A 16,757-nucleotide genomic window follows, 5' to 3' on the forward strand; every position below is an offset into this window, starting at 1 on the left:
CGACGGCTCAGAGGGCGTACGGCTCCAAGGCGGCCGCCAGATCAGGGTGGACCCGGACGACGACGCGGGTGCCGTCGGCGGTGTGCTCGTTCGAGACGAACTCTCCGACCTGGTGGATCTGGTTGATCAGGTCTCCTCGGTCGTACGGGATCAGCGCCTGCACCTCGACCTCGGGTCGCGGCAGCCCGCCCTCGACCCGTTCCCGAAGGGTGTCGATGCCCTCACCGGTGCGCGCCGACACGAACACCGCATCGGGATGCCCGGTCCGCAGCATGGTGAGCACCTGCTCGTCGGCCAGGTCGATCTTGTTGAACACCATCAACTCCGGCACCTGGGCGGCGTCGATGTCGGCCAGCACCTTGCGCACCGCACCGATCTGCCCCTCGGGGTCGGCGTCGGACGCATCGACCACGTGCACCAGCAGATCGGCCAGGGCCGACTCCTCCAGTGTGGAGGCGAAGGCCTCGACCAGGTCGTGCGGCAGGTGCCGGACGAAGCCGACCGTGTCCGTCAGGGTGAACACCCGCCCGTCGGCGGTCTCGGTGCGCCGGGTCGTCGGGTCGAGGGTGGCGAACAGCGCGTTCTCGACCAGCACGCCGGCACCGGTCAACCGGTTGAGCAGGGACGACTTGCCCGCGTTGGTGTAACCGACGATCGCGACCGACGGCACCTGGTGGCGACGGCGTTCGGCCCGCTTGTTCTCGCGGGTGGCGTCCATCGCGCGCAGTTCGGCGCGCAACTTGGCGATGCGCGTGTGGATCCGGCGCCGGTCGGTCTCCAGCTTGGTCTCACCGGGGCCACGACCACCGATGCCGGCGCCGCCGGCAGCGCGACCACCGGCCTGACGGGACAGGTTGCCACCCCAGCCACGCAGCCGCTGCTTCAGGTACTGCAGCTGGGCCAGCTCAACCTGCGCCTTGCCCTCCGCGCTCCGCGCGTGGGCGGCAAAGATGTCCAGGATCAGCGCGGTCCGGTCGATCACCTTGACCTTGACCCGGTCCTCCAGGTTGCGCAACTGGGCCGGGGACAGCTCGCCGTCGCAGATCACGGTGTCGGCGCCGGTCGCCAGCACGACCTCCTTCAGCTCGGTCACCTTGCCGCTGCCGATGTAGGTCGCCGGATCCGGACTCGATCGGCGTTGCACGATGCCCTCGAGCACCTGGGAGCCGGCGGTCTCGGCCAACAGCTTCAGCTCGGCCATGGCGTTGTCGACGTCGGTCTCGGTGCCGCTGGTCCAGACACTGACCAGGACGACCCGTTCCAGCCGGAGCTGCCGGTACTCGACCTCCGACATGTCGATGAGCTCGGTCGACATGCCAGCTACCCGCCGTAGCGCGTTGCGGTCGGCCAGGTCCTGTTGGTCGCCGTCGTACGAGTCGGTGTCGTACGCCTGAGTGGCGGTCACCGTGACGTCGTCCGCGGCGGGGTCGTCAGGTACGTGGTCGTGTGCGTGGGAAAGACTCATCTTCTGCACAGTCTCCCACGCGTTCTGCCCGCAGCCAACCAGTTTGCTGCGGTTCAGCCCAGGAAGGGTTGCACCACGAACACCGCGATCAGGGCGATGATCGCGATGATGGCCACCACGCCGATCCACGTGCCGTAGCGGCCACCCGTGGCGAGGTCGTCGTCGTCCTCGTGGTCGGGGCCTCGTTCCTCAGGTCGTGGGGACATGGACGTCTCCCTCGGCGACCAGTACGGCCGGCCCGGTGAGCCGGGCCTGCCGGCCAGTGCCGTGCAGTTCGGCGAGCTCGACGGTGACCGTTCCGCCGGGTACGACCACCTGGCAGGTGTGGGCCTCCGACCGGTCGCGGCCCACGACGGCGGCGACGGCCACCGTGCCGGTGCCACAGGACTGGGTCTCACCCACCCCGCGCTCGTGCACCCGCATCGCCACCCGGCCGGGCTCCCCCGGCACGATGAACTCCACGTTCACCCCCGCGGGGAACGCTTCGGCCGGGTGCCAGCCGGGTGACCGGTGCAGGTCCAGCCGCTGCAGGGTGTCGAGAGTGTCGAGCACCACCACCGCGTGGGGGTTGCCCACGTCCGCCGACGTGGCCCGATGTCGTACGCCGTCGTGCTCGATCTCGACGTCCTCGCCGACGGTGACCTCGCCCATCGCGACGGTGAACTGCTCACCGTGCACGTCGGTGGTGACCTGCCTGGCCCCGGCGCGGGTGCCGACGGTGAAGGTCTGCCCTTCGACGAGCCCCTGCTCGAGCAGGTAGCGGGCGAACACGCGCACGCCGTTGCCGCACATCTGCGCGACCGACCCGTCGGCGTTGCGGTAGTCCATGAACCACAGGTCGGGGTCGCCGGTCCAGTCATCGACGAGGTGACCCGGCACGACCCGCAGCACCCCGTCACCGCCGATCCCGGTGTGACGGTCACAGAGCATGGCGACCTGGGCCGGCGACGGGTCGGTCATCCCGTGCCGGTCCAACAGGATCACGAAGTCGTTGCCGGTCCCGTGCCCCTTCGCGAAGCTCCACGTCTGCATGCCACTCAGTGTTCCACGCCCTCGACAGCGGGCCGGTCCGTTCCCAGGGCGACGATCTCCCGTACGGCCACCTCGGGCTCCCGCGCGTCGAACCATCGGACCCGGTCGTCGCGTCGGTGCCACCCACGCTGCTTGCGGGCGAAGCGACGGGTCGCGGCGATGGTCCGCCGCATCGCTTCGTCCTCGTCGATCTCGCCGTCCAGGAACGCCAGGACCTGCCGGTAGCCCAACGCCTTCGACGCGGTGCGGCCGTCACGCAGGCCGCGATCGGCCAACACCCGTACCTCATCGACGAATCCGGCAGCCCACATCTGGTGCACCCGTTGCTCGATCCGTTCGTCCAACCAGTCCCGTGGTCCGTCGATCCCCACCTGCACCACCCCGGCCAGCGCATACTCGTGGCTGGGCAGGGAGGCCGCGTACGGCTCGTTGGTCAGCATGATCACTTCGAGGGCGCGAACGATGCGCCGGCCGTTGCCGGGCAGGATCTCCGCCGCTGCCGCGGGATCAAGCTCGGCAAGTCGATCATGAAGTCGGGTCGGCCCTGACCGTGCCAGTTGATCTTCGAGATCGGCGCGGAGTTCGGGGTCGGTGCCCGGGAAGCTGAACTGGTCGATCACGGCCCTGGTGTACAACGCCGAACCACCCACCAACAGCGGCAACGCACCGCGGGTGTGGATGTCGGCAACCGTCTCGCGAGCACGTTGTTGGAACTCCGCCACGGTGGCGGTCTCGGTGATGTCGAGGATGTCGACCAGGTGGTGCCGGACGCGCAGTTGATCCTCCGCCGACGGTTTGGCGGTCCCGATGTCCATCCCGCGGTACACCACCATCGAGTCGAGATTGACCACCTCACAGGGATGCCCGGCATCGATCATGGTCGATGCGGCGGTCACCGCCAACGTCGACTTGCCGGCAGCCGTCGGGCCGACGAGGACGATCACACGATCCGTTGCGGGGTTCACCCCACCATTGTGAATCACTGTTCACATCCACCACACCGGCCACGGGGAACGGTGCCCCGGTCGCACCTCGCCGAAACTCGTGCCGCCGTAACTGTTGATCAATACGACCAGATGCGATAGGCAGGGAACAGAAGCCGTGCTGAACGTGTCACGGCTCGCACCTGCAAGATCAAACGACTACCACAGGAGCGACGACATGGGTATCTTCGACAAGGCCAAGGACGCGATCGGCGACAACCCTGATCAGGTGAATCAGGGCATTGACCAGGCTGGCGACTTCGTCGACGACAAGACCGGCGGCCAGTACGCCGGGCAGGTCGACCAGGGGCAGGACTTCGCCCGCGACCAGGTCGGCAACCTCAGCGGGCAGCAGCCCGGCGAGGGTCAGCCCGGTGGAGCTCAGCCGGGCGAAGGCCAGCCCGGCGAGGGACAGTTCGGCCAGGGCCAGCCCGGCGAGGGCCAGCCCGGCGAAGGACAGTTCGGCGGCGAGCCCAACCAGGGCTGAGCCACACACACACACACACGCTTCAGGGCCGTCCCGGGACAACCGGGGCGGCCCTGATGTCGTTGCCGGACCGGTCGCTGTCGTTGCCGGACCGGTCGCGGTCGTGGACCGGTGCTACCGAAGCGTTCGCGACCGCCGTGACTCCCACGGACGCTCGTCATCCGCGTCGTCGTCCCCCGTGTCGCCGACCCCCGTGTCGTCGTCCCCCGCGTCGTCGTCCTCCGCAGTGGCGTCGACCGGCCCGTCACCCGCGGTGAGTTCCAGCCGCTCCGACAACACCGCCGTCACCCGCTCCTTCCCGCGAGCGTCCTCGGCGCGGGCCTCCTCGGCCCGCTTCACCCTGACCTTGGTGTCCTCGATGGCCTTGTCCAGCCGCTCCATCGCGGCTGCGGTGAGGGTTGTCGCCTCGCTCCGTCCCCGTACCCACTTGACGAGGGTGACGGCTCCCAGCGCGACGCCGATCATGAGTCCGATCAGGGCAAGGAACCACGCCGAGGTGACCAGGGCGGACACGATCCCGCCCACGACCACCATGCCGGCCACGGCGAACGACCCCACCGACACCGAGTTCACGGCGTAGAGATCTTCGATCCGGTCCTTGGCCCGCTCACGATCCTTCGAATCAGCACCTCCCGTGGACACCCTGACCCTGCCGCCCGCCGTGCTCGCCTCGAGTTCGACCGGCGGCGCGTCGGGCGCGGCGAGCTCCTGCTCCACCTCGGGCCGCAGATGGGGCCACAACCAGCCGAACATCTCCACCTGCGCCGAGGTGTGCATCGGGAGCCCGCGATAGGTGTCGCGGACGACGGTGACCACGTTGACGTGGGGTTGCTCCCACCGGGGTGGGCTGGGTTCGGTGTGGGGTGACTCGATCCGGGCGCGCAACGTGGCGGCGCGGTGCAGCAGGTCACGCTCGGCGCCCGAACCCTCCTGTGCCATCGCGATCACGAGGCGCCGCAGCTGGGCCTTCGACTCCTCCGGGTCGCGTGGCGACCCCGTGTCCTGGCTGTCGCCGTACCCCTGGACGTCCAACGGTTGGGCACCCGCGTCGACCTCCGGCAACGACGCCAAGGGTCGGCTGTGCTGCTCCACCCAGCCCAGCACCCCCTGTGGATCGGATTTGGCCCGGTCGCCGAGCCACTCCCGCCAACTGGGGATGTCGCCACCGGGCTGCAGCACCGGCGCGACCGCCGCGCCGATGGCGGGCAGCACGTCGCCGTAGTGTCCGTCGACGGCGGCGTCGAAGATGGCCAACTGTTCGGCGCTGAAGCCGCCGTCGGTGGTCAGTTGGCCGGGCACCAGGTCGGCGGCGGCACCGCCGTGGCCCAGCGCCCCCAACGCCAGGACCCGGAACAGGTCGGCCTCCCGCGACCCCAGCCCGACCACCGCGTCGTCGCGAGGGGTGTCACCGTCCTGCACGGTCGCGATCACCCCGTTGACGGCCGACAGCAGCCAGCCCTGGACCGGGCTGGTGAGTGGCTCGACGCGACGTCCCTCGAACAGGTCCGCCAAGGCAGCAACGGCCTGACGTCGCAGGTGCGCCGAATCGGGGTAGGCGGCCAACTCCTCGCGGACGTCCCCCAGTTCGACGTAGGCGTCGAACGCCTTCGCCAGCGCCGTCAGCTTCTTGTCGACCGACCCCTGGTACCGGGAGAGCTGGCTGCGCAGCCGGCTCGTGGTGGCGGCCGACGCCGCCGCCTGCTGGTCGATCGCCTCGGCCAGGCGTCTGTCGTGACGATCGGCGTACCAGGGGACGTAGTCGCTCATGGGAAGTAGTGTCCCGGTGGTGGGGTCACGGTGTCGACCACCGGGCTACGCGGTCGGGACGCCGATGCCCGGCATCCCCAGCACAACACCGGCGCCGGCCGGATCGGCGGGCCGCTCCCGGCGCGCCGTCCAGGCGTCGCCACCGGCGGTACGGCGCAACCCGGTGATGCCGGCGTCGGCGTTCAGGTGGTGCGGCGCGGCGTGGGTGATCACGGTCCGGGCGATGTCACCGGGACGAGGTCGCTGCGCCGGATCGGTGGGTACGGCCACGTGCACCAGTCGGTTGTCGCGGGCCCGGCCGCTCATCCGGTGGGTCGCGGCGTCCTTGCGGCCCTCGCCGTCGGCGAACATCACCTCGACCTCGCGTCCCTTGAGCGCCCGGTTCTCCTGCCAGGCCATCGTGTTCACCAGCTCGAGGAGCCGCTCGTACCGCTCCTGCACGACCGGCTTGGGCACCTGGTCCGGCATGGTGGCGGCCGGCGTACCGGGCCGGGTCGAGTACTGGAACGTGAACGCCGAGGCGAACCGGGACTGTTCGGTGACCGCCATCGTCTCGGCGAAGTCCGCCTCGGTCTCGCCGGGGAAGCCGACGATGATGTCGGTGGTGATGGCCGCCTCCGGCATCGCCTGTCGGACCCGGTCGATGATGCCGAGGTAGCGCTCGGCCCGGTACGAGCGGCGCATCTGCTTCAGGATCCGGTCGGACCCGGACTGCAGCGGCATGTGCAGCTGCGGCATCACGTTCGGGGTCTCGGCCATCGCCTCGATCACGTCGTCGGTGAAGTCCTTGGGGTGGGGTGAGGTGAAGCGGACGCGTTCCAGCCCGTCGATCCGGCCGCAGGCGCGGAGCAGCTTGGCGAACGCCTGGCGATCGCCGAACCGTTCGGTGCCCTCGAGCTCGGTGAAGCCGGTGCCGTACGCGTTGACGTTCTGCCCCAGCAGGGTGATCTCCTGGACGCCCTGGCCGACCAGGGTCTCAATCTCGCGCAGGATCTCGCCGGGTCGGCGGTCCACCTCGCGCCCCCGCAACGCCGGCACGATGCAGAAGGTACAGGTGTTGTTGCAGCCGACCGAGATCGACACCCAGGCCGAGTAGGGCGAGTCGCGTCGCGTCGGCAGCGTGGACGGGAAGTGCTGCAGCGCCTCGGCGATCTCGACCTGCGCCTCCTGTTCGATCCGGGCGCGTTCCAGCAGCACCGGCAGCGAGCCGATGTTGTGGGTGCCGAACACGACGTCCACCCACGGGGCCCGGTCGACGATGGTGGCGGTGTCCTTCTGCGCCAGGCAGCCTCCGACCGCGATCTGCATCCCCGGCCGGGCCTGCTTCACCGGCAGCAGGTGGCCGAGGCTGCCGTACAACTTGTTGTCGGCGTTCTCGCGTACCGCACAGGTGTTGAACACGACCACGTCGGCGCCGTCGGAGCCCTCGTCGGCCCGGGCGTAGCCGGCGTCCTCCAGCAGTCCGGCCAGCCGCTCGGAGTCGTGGACGTTCATCTGGCACCCGTGGGTGCGGATCTGGTACGTACGTGCGCTGCTCATGACGTGGCCAAGGGTACGTGAGACGGCACGCTCACTGGAACGTCGCGGCGGTGAGCACGGTGTAGCTTCGCCGCCATGGTTCTGCCCAGCTTCCCCACCGGTGCCCAGTACGAGATCAGCGCCGGTGACCACACCGCCGTCGTGTGCGAGGTCGGTGCCACCCTCCGATCACTGCAGCGTACGAGGGCCGACGGGGCGGCGATCGACCTGATCCGCGGCTTCGCCCCCGAGGAGGCCGTGGACGCCGACTGTCGGGGCCAGCAACTGCTGCCGTGGCCGAACCGGATCCGCGACGGGAGGTGGACCTGGCAGGAGGTGGAGCACCAGCTCCCACTGAGCGAGGTGTCCCGGCACAACGCGATCCACGGCCTGGTTCGCTGGGTGCCGTGGGAGTTGATCACCCACCGTCCTGATGCGGTGACCCAGCGCCTCGTCCTGCGACCGCAGCACGGCTGGCCGGGCACGATGGAGGCCCTGTTGACCCACCAGGTCGGGCCGGACGGGCTGCACGTCGACGTGGTGGTGGTCAACCAAGGTGCCGATCCGATGCCGTTCGGGTACGGCGTTCACCCGTACCTGACCGTGGGTGAGTCCGACTTCTCCGAGGTCGAGCTGGAGTCCCCCGCCACCCAGCGGCTGGTGGTGGACGACCGATTGCTGCCGGTACGGCTGGAGCCGGTGTCGGCCGACCAGGACATGCGCCGTCCACGGCCACTCGCCGGCCGCGACCTCGACACCGCCTACACCGGTCTGGGTGGCGGGCGTCGGTGGCAGGTGGTGATGCGTCGCGGTGATCGCGAGACGGCGTTGTGGGCCGACAAGGAGTTCGGCTGGCTGCAGCTCTACACCGGCGCCGGGCACCGTGGCGGCGGCCTTGCGGTCGAACCCATGACCTGTGGACCGGATGCGCTCAACCCCGGTCCGACCCACCAGGACCTGATCGTGCTGCGACCCGGCGCTCGGTTCGCCGGCAGCTGGGGCATCCGCGGACACTGACCGTCGAGCCTGTCGAGACGTCCCCACGCCCGTCGAGCCTGTCGAGACGATCTGTAACCGAATTGACGCGCAATTTCGCCCACCGGGGGCGGCGGTTGCCCTATCGTCACCCCATGACCGAATCTGACGAGCCCAACCAGGAGCTCGGCCCGGCCCTGGTCGAACTGGTCGGGGTGAACAAGCACTTCGGTGAGCTGCACGTGCTGCAGGACATCAACCTCACCATCGCCAAGGGCGAGGTCGTCGTGGTGATCGGGCCGTCGGGCTCGGGCAAGTCGACGCTGTGCCGCACGATCAACCGCCTCGAGACGATCGACGACGGCACCATCACCGTGGACGGCAAGGTGCTTCCCGAGGAGGGGAAGGCGTTGGCGCAGCTGCGGTCCGACGTCGGGATGGTGTTCCAGTCGTTCAACCTGTTCGCCCACAAGTCGATCCTGGACAACGTCACATTGGGGCCGATCAAGGTGCGCCGGCGCTCCTCGGCCGAGGCCCGGAAGCGGGGCATGGAATTGCTCGAGCGGGTGGGTGTGGCCAACCAGGCGGAGAAGTACCCGGCCCAGCTGTCCGGCGGCCAGCAACAGCGGGTCGCGATCGCGCGCGCCCTCGCCATGGACCCCAAGGTGATGTTGTTCGACGAGCCCACCTCGGCACTCGACCCCGAGATGGTCAACGAGGTGTTGGACGTGATGGTCGATCTCGCCAAGGGCGGGATGACCATGATCGTGGTCACCCACGAGATGGGGTTCGCCCGTAAGGCCGCCCATCGGGTGGTCTTCATGTCCGACGGCCAGATCGTCGAGGAGGCCGACCCGGAGTCGTTCTTCACCAACCCCCAGTCGAATCGAGCCAAGGACTTCCTGGGCAAGATCTTGACCCATTGAGCCAGCACTGATCAACGACCGTTGATCACGGAAGAGACGAGGGCAGGGAACATGTCGAAGATCAAGATGATCGCCGTGGCCGCCGCCATGGTGTTGATGGCGGGCCTGACGGCCTGCAACCCGGGTGGCAGTGCCTCCCCCGGTGGTGAGGAATCGATCACCATCGGAATCAAGTTCGACCAGCCGGGCCTCGGCCTGCAGGTCGGCAACGAGTACGAAGGGTTCGACGTCGAGGTCGCTCGCTACGTGGCCTCGGAACTGGGCTACAGCAACATCAACTTCGTGTTCTCCCCGTCACCGCAGCGGGAGAACATGATCATGGGTGGCCAGGTCAAGTTGATCTTCGCCACCTACTCGATCACCGATGAGCGCAAGGAGCAGGTGTCGTTCGCCGGACCATACTTCGTGGCCGGTCAGGACCTGCTGGTGCAGTCGGATTCGACGATCACCGGTCCGCAGGACCTGGAGGGCAAGAAGCTGTGCTCGGTGACAGGCTCCACCTCGGCCCAGAAGGTGTCCGATGAGTACCCCGGTGTGCAGCTGCAGAACTTCGACAGCTACTCCAAGTGTGTCGATGCCCTGGTCAACGGCTCCATCGACGCTGTGACCACCGACGACGTGATCCTGGCCGGCTACGCCGCCCAGGAGCAGTACGCAGGGAAACTCAAGGTCGTCGGGGCGCCGTTCTCGGAGGAGCGTTACGGCGTCGGCATGAAGAAGGGCGACACCGAGCTGTGCAACCAGGTCAACGAGGCCATCGCCAAGATGATCAGCTCCGGTGCGTGGGCCGAGGCCCTGGACAAGACGGTCGGCCCGTCGGGCTACACCATCCCCGAGCCGCCCGCGCAGGATTCCTGCTCCTGATCCAACCCCTGCCCCGGGGCCGGTGACGGCCCCGGGGCAGCTCAGGCCCGAGGAGGAACGTGATGGGATTCTTCGCCGATGTGGCGGAACTGTTCAGCACCTACAACATCTTTTCCGCGTTCGGCGTGACCATTCTGTTCACCCTGACCGCCGGCGTCGGCTCGCTGGTGATCGGCACCGTGGTCGCCATCCTACGGGTTTCCCCGGTGGCGGCGCTGCGCGCCTTCGGGACGATGTACGTCACGCTGATCCGCAACACGCCACTCACCCTGATCATCTTCTTCTGCGTTGCCGGGCTCTACCTGAGCCTCAACTGGAACATCTTCCCGGAGTCGTCGCCCATCGCCTGGCACAACTTCATCTGGGGTGCGGTCGGGTTGTCGATCTACCACGCCGCCTTCGTGGCCGAGGCGATCCGGTCCGGCGTCAACACCGTGCCCCTCGGGCAGGCGGAGGCCGCCCGGGCCATCGGCCTCAACTTCGCCGGGACCATCTCCCAGGTGGTGCTGCCCCAGGCCATCCGCGGCGCGATCGCACCCTTGGGCAACACCCTGATCGCCCTCACCAAGAACACCACCGTGATGGCGACCGTCACCGCGGCCGAGGCTGCGACGGTCATGAGGAACATGATCGAGTTCAACCCTGAACTGCTGTTCCTGACGTTCACCATCATGGCGACGGGATTCATCGTGCTCACCCTGCCGACCGGCATCCTGTTCACCCGGCTCTCGGAGCGCCTGGCGGTGCAGCGATGAGCGCCCAGACCGTCCTGTTCGATGCGCCCGGCCCCAAGGGCCGGGTGCGCAACCTGGTGATCGGCATCGTCGGCGTCGTGCTGTGTCTGGCGTTGGGGCTCGGCCTGCTGTGGGCCCTGCGCACCCAGTTGCTCGACGTCCAGCGGTGGCTTCCCTTCGTGGAGGGAACCACGTGGACGGCCTACGTCATCCCGGGACTGATCAACACCCTGCAGGCCGCGGCCATCTCCATCATCACGGCGTCGGTGTTGGGCGTACTGCTCGGGCTGGGCAGACTGTCCACCATCCGGTTGATCAAGGTTCCTGCCGGAGTGATCGTCGAGGTGTTCCGCGCGATCCCGGTGTTGATGATGATGTTGTTCTTCTACTACGTCTTCCTCTACAGCGGCATGCTCTCCGGATTCATGCTCCCGCTGGTCTCGGTGATCGGGGGCCTCACCCTCTACAACGGATCGGTGATCGCGGAGCTGATCCGATCGGGGGTGAAGTCGCTACCGAAGGGGCAACGCGAGGCCGGTCTGGCCGTGGGGCTCAGCGAGAACCAGACCCTGCGCTCGGTTCTGCTGCCACAGGCCATCACCGCGATGCTGCCGTCACTGTTGAGCCAACTGGTGGTGGTGCTGAAGGACACCGCACTCGGCTTCATCATCACCTATCCGGACCTGCTCCAGTCGATGAACATCCTGGCTGCGGGCCGCGGGAACCTGTTGGCCGCCTTCGTCGTTGCCGCGGTGATCTACATCCTGATCAACTACGGGGTGACCAAGTTGGCCGGCACCGTCGAACGCACGATCCGACAGCGTCGCGGCATCCACACAGTGACCGCCGCCCCGGTCGAGGCACCGGACCAGGAAGAGAGCGCGACCGACGCCCTGGCCACCCGCCCCTGACCTCACCCGAGCCCGTCGAGGAGCACGACGAGGGGCTGCTACTTGGCTGTGGCCGTGGCGCGGGACTCGCGTACGACGGTGACCTTGATCTGGCCGGGGTAGGTGAGCTCGGCCTCGATCTGCTGCACGATGGTGCGCGCCAGTACCTGGGCCTCGACGTCGTCGACGACCTCGGGCTTCACCATCACCCGGACATCCCGGCCGGCCTGCATCGCGAACACCTTGTCGACCCCGGTCTGCGACCTGGCGATCTTCTCGAGCCGGGTCATCCGCTTCATGTAGGTCTCGACCGACTCCCGGCGGGCGCCGGGGCGGGCCCCCGAGATCGCGTCGACCACCTGCACCAGGACGGCCTCCACGGTTTCCGGATCGACCTCGTTGTGGTGAGCCTCGATGGCGTGCACGATGTCGGGGTGCTCGCCATGGCGGCGGGCGAGGTCGGCGCCGACGAGTGCGTGGGAACCCTCGGCCTCGTGGGTCAGCGCCTTGCCGATGTCGTGCAGGAAGGCACTCCGCTTGCAGGCCGCCACGTCGAGGCCGAGTTCGGCGGCGATCATGCCGGCCAGGTGGGCACACTCGACCAAGTGCTTCAGCACGTTCTGGCCGTACGAGGTCCGGTACCGCAGGGTGCCCAAGGTGTCCACCAGTTGCGGTGCCAGGTCGGTGATGCCGACCTCGAGCAACGCGTCCTCCGCTGCCTGGTGGCAGCGCTCCTTGACGGTCTCCTGACTGCGGCGGTGGGCCTCCTCGATCCGTGTCGGGTGGATCCGTCCGTCCTCGACGAGCTCGACCAGGGCGAGTCGTGCCTCCTCCCGACGTACCGGGTCGAAGCAGGACACGAGGACCATCTCCGGGGTGTCGTCGATCACCAGATTGGCCCCGGTCACCTGTTCGAAGGTACGGATGTTGCGCCCCTCGCGCCCGATGATGCGGCCCTTCATGTCCTCCCCCGGCAGCGCCACCGAGGTCACCGTCGCCTCGGTGGTCTGCTCCGAGGCCAGCCGTTGCATCACCCCGACCAGGATCATCCGGGCCTGCTGGTCGGCTCCTCGCCGCGCCTTGTCCTCGATGTCGCGGGCGAGCAACGCCGCCTGTCGGTGGGAGTCTTGCTCCACCTGGGTCAACAGCTCGGCCCGTGCCTGTTCGGTGGTCAGCTCAGCGATGCGTTCCAGTTCCGCCTGGTGCGTGGCAGACTGCGCCGCCAGCTCCTGGGCCTCGCGACGATGCTGCTCCAGCTCCCCCTCCAGGGCGATCCGCACCTGCTCCAGCTCGCCACCGTCGCGGTCGAGTCGGGCTTCCCGTTCGGACAGCCGCAGCTCGCGATGGGACTGCTCCTCACGCAGCGCGCGGAGCTCGGCCCGTACCTCGTCCCGGTGACGGGCCAGGTCGGCGCGGGACTCGTCCTCGGCCGCCCGGTCCAGGGCCAGCCGACGTTCGGCCTCGGCGGTCAGATCTGCGGCGCGCCGGCGTGCGTCGGCCACGACATCGCGGGCCTCACGCTCGGCCTCGGCCCGGGTGGCAGCGGCATCCCGCTGAGCCGCCGCCTCGGCCTCGGCCAGCCGATTGGCCTCCTCGACCCGGCGCGCGGAAACCCGTCGCAGTACCAGGACCAGGAGCACCACGATCACCAGGAGCAGCAGAGCCCCCAACACCAACGCGATCTGCGTGCCGTCCATCTCGCCTGCTCCTCTCCCGAGGACCGGGAACGCGGAACAGCAGTGTGCACACCGCGACAGCAGCCGACAGCATCAACCGCCCTGTGGGCAGGAACGGTCCGAGCTGGTCGGGGTCACGGGGTCATCAGGTGCGTCGTACTGGGCATCGGATTGTGCGGATCTGGCTGTTCAACGTCCCGGGACACCCGCGGCCAACGCGGCAGCCCTCGGTCTTTCGACCCTAGGCCCCACCGTCATCCGGGTCAAGGATGGCGCCGCTCCGAGGCTCCCGGTCAGGGGAGGGCTGCCGGTCCGGGGCTGTCGGCCCTGGGCTGCCGGCTCAGGGCACGACGTCGAGGGTGTCGGCGAGCACCCGGTGGATCAGCCCGACGGTGAAACCGCGGCGCTCCAACATGCCCGCCAGTCGCCGTCGTTGGACGTCCAGGTCGTGCCGGTCGAGTGATGGCAGCTTCCGGCGGACCAGGTCGACCGCCGCCTCGTACTCGTCGGTCTCGCCCACGTCGGCCGTCGCCTCCTCGGCCAGCTCCCGGGTCACGCCCTTGCGGCGCAGCTCGTCCAGCAGCATCCGCCGCGACAGGTGCTTCCGCTCCTGCCGGGCGTGGACCCACTCCCGGGCGAAGCTGGCATCGTCGATCAGTCCCACCTCGGTCATCCGGTCCAGCACCGCCTCCGACGTTCCCGCAGGAACGTCTCGCTGGGCCAGCGCCTCGGCGAGCTCCCACCGGCTGCGGTTGCGGACGTCGAGCTTGCGCAACACGATCTCGCGGGCCCGCTCCTGTTCCTCAGCATCCGACAGGGTCCGCTCCGCAGCACCCGGAACCCCACGACTCGCGGTCGCGGGAGCCTCCGGTGACTCCCACGGGTCGGCCGACCCGACGTCGGGAGCCGCGCCCGGCGAGCCATCGGGAGCCGCCACGGACCCCGGCGGCGCTTCCCCGTCACCGGACTCGATGGTCCGGATGGCCTGACGCAGCTCGGCGAGACCCGGCCGGTGTGCCGGCGGCTGCCAGGCGTCCACGCTGAGCAGGTGCTCCTCGGCCTGCCCGGGGGCCGCGCCGGTACCCGTACCTGCCTTCGGTGTCTCGGTCATGGTGGGCCTCAGAAGGTGACCTCACCGGTGACCGGATCGACCTCTGCCGGGGCGTCGGCCGGCTGCCCGATGCCCAGCTTGGCCTTGATCTTCTGCTCGATCTCGGCTGCCACGTCGGGATTGCTGCGCAGGTAGTTGCGCGCGTTCTCCTTGCCCTGACCGAGCTGGTCGGAGTCGTAGGTGAACCAGGCTCCCGCCTTGCGGATGATGCCCTGGTCGACGCCGAGGTCGATCAGGCTGCCCTCGCGACTGATGCCGTGGCCGTACAGGATGTCGAACTCGGCCTGCTTGAACGGCGGGGCCATCTTGTTCTTCACGACCTTGATCCGGGTCCGGTTGCCGACCATGTCGGTGCCGTCCTTCAAGGTCTCGATGCGGCGGACGTCCATCCGTACCGAGGCATAGAACTTCAGCGCCTTGCCGCCGGTGGTGGTCTCGGGCGAGCCGAACATCACGCCGATCTTCTCGCGCAGCTGGTTGATGAAGATGGCGGTCGTGCCGGCACCGCTCAACGCACCGGTCATCTTGCGCAGGGCCTGGCTCATCAGCCGGGCCTGCAGGCCGACGTGCGAGTCGCCCATCTCGCCCTCGATCTCGGCGCGGGGCGTCAGCGCGGCGACCGAGTCGATCACGATCAGCGACAGCGCTCCGGACCGGACCAGCATGTCGGCGATCTCGAGCGCCTGCTCACCGTTGTCGGGCTGGCTCACCAGCAGTGCGTCGGTGTCGACACCCAGCTTCTTGGCGTACTCGGGGTCGAGGGCGTGCTCGGCGTCGATGAAGGCACAGATGCCACCCTGGGCCTGCGCGCTGGCGATCGCGTGCAGCGCGACCGTGGTCTTGCCGCTGGACTCCGGGCCGTAGATCTCGACCACCCGGCCCCGAGGGATACCGCCGATGCCGAGCGCCACGTCCAACGCGATGGCCCCGGTGGGGATGACTGCCACCGGCGGCCGGTTGTCCTCCCCCAGTCGCATCACCGAGCCCTTGCCGTACGACTTCTCGATCTGGGCGAGTGCCGACTCCAGGGCCTTCTCGCGGTCTGCAACAACAGCCATCAGTCATCCTCCGTCTCGTCCGGCCCGTCCGACCGGTTCGTCACACTGCGCGCCCATGGCAGGCCCGTCATGGAAGACGATAGGAACCACCACCGACAATTTTGCACCGACCTGCACGACCTGTGGATGAAGCTTCGTGGTCGATCGGGACGGTGGACAATCTACCGAACAGATGTTCGAGAAACCTCCGACACGCCGCCCTCGCCGGAATCCCTCGCGAGCCGAATCCGTACGACGACCCGAATCCGTACGAGGACCACGCGGCCATGACCTGCGGCCGATGCGACCATGGGAGCCGTGGCCCACCGCCCGACCCGCCGATCCGTGCTCGCCGCGACACTCGCCGCCGCCGCACTGCTCGCGGCGCCCGGTTGCTCTCCGTGGGGCCGCCGCAACACCACCGCCTCGCCCGAGGCCCAGGCCGCCGTCGACGGCCTGCGTGAGGCGCTCCGCGATGCCCCGGGCGTTGCCGAGCTCGAGGTCCGCTTCGTCGCCAAGGCGATGCAGGCGCACGAGATCAGCGCCTCGGTCGTCCTCGAGCCGGATCTGTCGGCGGCAGCCCTCGTGGAGTTCGGCCGGACGGCCCACGCCGCTGTCGTCGCCCATCAGATCCCCGAACTGAGGACCACCCTCGGCGCCCGGACGACACTGTCGAAAAGGTCGCTCTCCTGGACCATCCACCCGACGAGCGACCCGGCCCTGATGGACGCGGCGGTCGCCGGGGTTGTCGCGGAGTTCTCCCGTGGTGCCCGTGCCGCCACCGTCAAGACACCGCTGCCCGACCTCTCCGGCCAGGCCCTCGGCTCGGAATGGGACCGGGTCGACGAGGCCGGCCTGTGCGCCGCCACCCCTGACCGGATCGTGCAGGTGGCGCGGCGGCTCGACGCCGAGATGTTCGGCCGTCGCTCCTGGGTCAACGTCGTGCTGTACGAAGGCCAACCACGACTCGAGATGCCGGTCGCGCAGGCCTGGCAGGACCTCGCCCCGGTGCTGGCGTCGACGACGACCTCACTGCGGGACGGCCGACTTCGATGGGCCGTGCAACTGGACGGGCAATCCGGCGACCCGGCCCTGGTGACCGCGATGACGGCCTTCCTGCGGACCGTCCGCGACGGCGACCACGTCGGCCCTCATGAGGTCGACATCGTTCGACCGTGGCGGGTGGTGCTCGACGTCGCTGCCGAGGTGACGATCGCCCGCTGGAACGACGACCGTGACCGCGACGTGCTCGAGCCGATCGTCACCGAGGTGCTGGCGGCCGTGAACTGACG

Annotated in this window: 16 protein-coding genes; 7 read left to right on the forward strand and 9 right to left on the reverse strand. The window is 68.8% G+C overall.

Features of this window, described 5'->3' with window-relative positions; genetic code table 11:
• Nucleotides 1-7: 7 nt before the first annotated feature.
• From hflX to miaA, 4 genes are read right to left on the reverse strand one after another with little or no spacing between them, the layout of a single operon-like run.
• Nucleotides 8-1,465 carry a GTPase HflX gene (hflX, locus tag ACQBAU_RS10620; protein WP_465256765.1) on the reverse strand — a complete coding sequence of 486 codons (1,458 nt, stop codon included), beginning with the start codon at nucleotides 1,463-1,465 and terminating at the stop codon, nucleotides 8-10.
• Between the two features lie 53 nt (nucleotides 1,466-1,518).
• Nucleotides 1,519-1,671, reverse strand: a complete 153-nt coding sequence (locus tag ACQBAU_RS10625; protein ID WP_465256764.1) for a hypothetical protein — start codon at nucleotides 1,669-1,671, stop codon at nucleotides 1,519-1,521.
• Complete coding sequence (gene dapF / locus ACQBAU_RS10630) at nucleotides 1,655-2,497, reverse strand: diaminopimelate epimerase (RefSeq protein WP_465256763.1); 843 nt, start codon at nucleotides 2,495-2,497, stop codon at nucleotides 1,655-1,657. The genes ACQBAU_RS10625 and dapF overlap by 17 nt, the downstream gene beginning before the upstream one ends.
• A 5-nt stretch (nucleotides 2,498-2,502) precedes the next feature.
• On the reverse strand, nucleotides 2,503-3,462 hold the full coding sequence (miaA, locus tag ACQBAU_RS10635; RefSeq protein ID WP_465256762.1) for a tRNA (adenosine(37)-N6)-dimethylallyltransferase MiaA: 960 nt from the start codon (nucleotides 3,460-3,462) through the stop codon (nucleotides 2,503-2,505).
• A gap of 196 nt (nucleotides 3,463-3,658) precedes the next feature.
• On the opposite strand from miaA, the gene ACQBAU_RS10640 reads away from it, so the two are divergent.
• Entirely contained in the window at nucleotides 3,659-3,967 is a 309-nt protein-coding gene (locus ACQBAU_RS10640; RefSeq protein WP_434549118.1) for an antitoxin, read from the forward strand.
• Nucleotides 3,968-4,081: 114 nt separating this feature from the next.
• Here the strand turns inward: ACQBAU_RS10640 and ACQBAU_RS10645 are convergent, their stop codons facing one another.
• Nucleotides 4,082-5,734, reverse strand: a complete 1,653-nt coding sequence (locus ACQBAU_RS10645) for a hypothetical protein (protein ID WP_465256761.1) — start codon at nucleotides 5,732-5,734, stop codon at nucleotides 4,082-4,084.
• A 45-nt stretch (nucleotides 5,735-5,779) separates the two neighbouring features.
• Nucleotides 5,780-7,273 carry a tRNA (N6-isopentenyl adenosine(37)-C2)-methylthiotransferase MiaB gene (miaB, locus tag ACQBAU_RS10650; protein WP_465256760.1) on the reverse strand — a complete coding sequence of 498 codons (1,494 nt, stop codon included), beginning with the start codon at nucleotides 7,271-7,273 and terminating at the stop codon, nucleotides 5,780-5,782.
• 75 nt (nucleotides 7,274-7,348) lie between these two features.
• On the opposite strand from miaB, the gene ACQBAU_RS10655 reads away from it, so the two are divergent.
• From ACQBAU_RS10655 to ACQBAU_RS10675, 5 genes are all read left to right on the forward strand, one after another.
• Nucleotides 7,349-8,269: an aldose 1-epimerase family protein gene (locus tag ACQBAU_RS10655; RefSeq protein WP_434549121.1), complete on the forward strand. Its 921-nt coding sequence runs from the start codon at nucleotides 7,349-7,351 to the stop codon at nucleotides 8,267-8,269.
• Between the two features lie 113 nt (nucleotides 8,270-8,382).
• A complete protein-coding gene (locus tag ACQBAU_RS10660) occupies nucleotides 8,383-9,153 on the forward strand; it encodes an amino acid ABC transporter ATP-binding protein (protein ID WP_465256759.1) in 771 nt (256 codons plus the stop codon).
• Nucleotides 9,154-9,204: 51 nt separating this feature from the next.
• Entirely contained in the window at nucleotides 9,205-10,017 is an 813-nt protein-coding gene (locus ACQBAU_RS10665) for a glutamate ABC transporter substrate-binding protein (RefSeq protein ID WP_434549123.1), read from the forward strand.
• Nucleotides 10,018-10,079: 62 nt separating this feature from the next.
• Nucleotides 10,080-10,772: an amino acid ABC transporter permease gene (locus ACQBAU_RS10670; RefSeq protein WP_434549124.1), complete on the forward strand. Its 693-nt coding sequence runs from the start codon at nucleotides 10,080-10,082 to the stop codon at nucleotides 10,770-10,772.
• On the forward strand, nucleotides 10,769-11,662 hold the full coding sequence (locus ACQBAU_RS10675; RefSeq protein WP_465256758.1) for an amino acid ABC transporter permease: 894 nt from the start codon (nucleotides 10,769-10,771) through the stop codon (nucleotides 11,660-11,662). Before ACQBAU_RS10670 ends, ACQBAU_RS10675 begins: the two co-directional genes overlap by 4 nt.
• Before the next feature lie 38 nt (nucleotides 11,663-11,700).
• Here ACQBAU_RS10675 and rny read toward each other — a convergent pair whose 3' ends face one another.
• The 3 genes from rny to recA all read right to left on the reverse strand — a co-directional run bounded on the left by rny (nucleotide 11,701) and on the right by recA (nucleotide 15,486).
• Nucleotides 11,701-13,338: a ribonuclease Y gene (rny, locus tag ACQBAU_RS10680; protein ID WP_465256757.1), complete on the reverse strand. Its 1,638-nt coding sequence runs from the start codon at nucleotides 13,336-13,338 to the stop codon at nucleotides 11,701-11,703.
• A gap of 319 nt (nucleotides 13,339-13,657) precedes the next feature.
• Nucleotides 13,658-14,428, reverse strand: a complete 771-nt coding sequence (locus ACQBAU_RS10685) for a regulatory protein RecX (protein WP_465256756.1) — start codon at nucleotides 14,426-14,428, stop codon at nucleotides 13,658-13,660.
• Nucleotides 14,429-14,436: 8 nt separating this feature from the next.
• Nucleotides 14,437-15,486, reverse strand: a complete 1,050-nt coding sequence (gene recA / locus ACQBAU_RS10690; RefSeq protein WP_434549128.1) for a recombinase RecA — start codon at nucleotides 15,484-15,486, stop codon at nucleotides 14,437-14,439.
• Nucleotides 15,487-15,783: 297 nt separating this feature from the next.
• Between recA and ACQBAU_RS10695 the strand changes: the two genes are divergently transcribed.
• Nucleotides 15,784-16,755, forward strand: coding sequence for a hypothetical protein (locus ACQBAU_RS10695; protein ID WP_465256755.1), 972 nt, complete (start codon nucleotides 15,784-15,786; stop codon nucleotides 16,753-16,755).
• The last annotated feature ends 2 nt before the right edge of the window (nucleotides 16,756-16,757 follow it).

Source organism: Carbonicoccus niuqiaonis (assembly GCF_050157065.1).
Taxonomy (GTDB): domain Bacteria; phylum Actinomycetota; class Actinomycetes; order Propionibacteriales; family Propionibacteriaceae; genus Avipropionibacterium.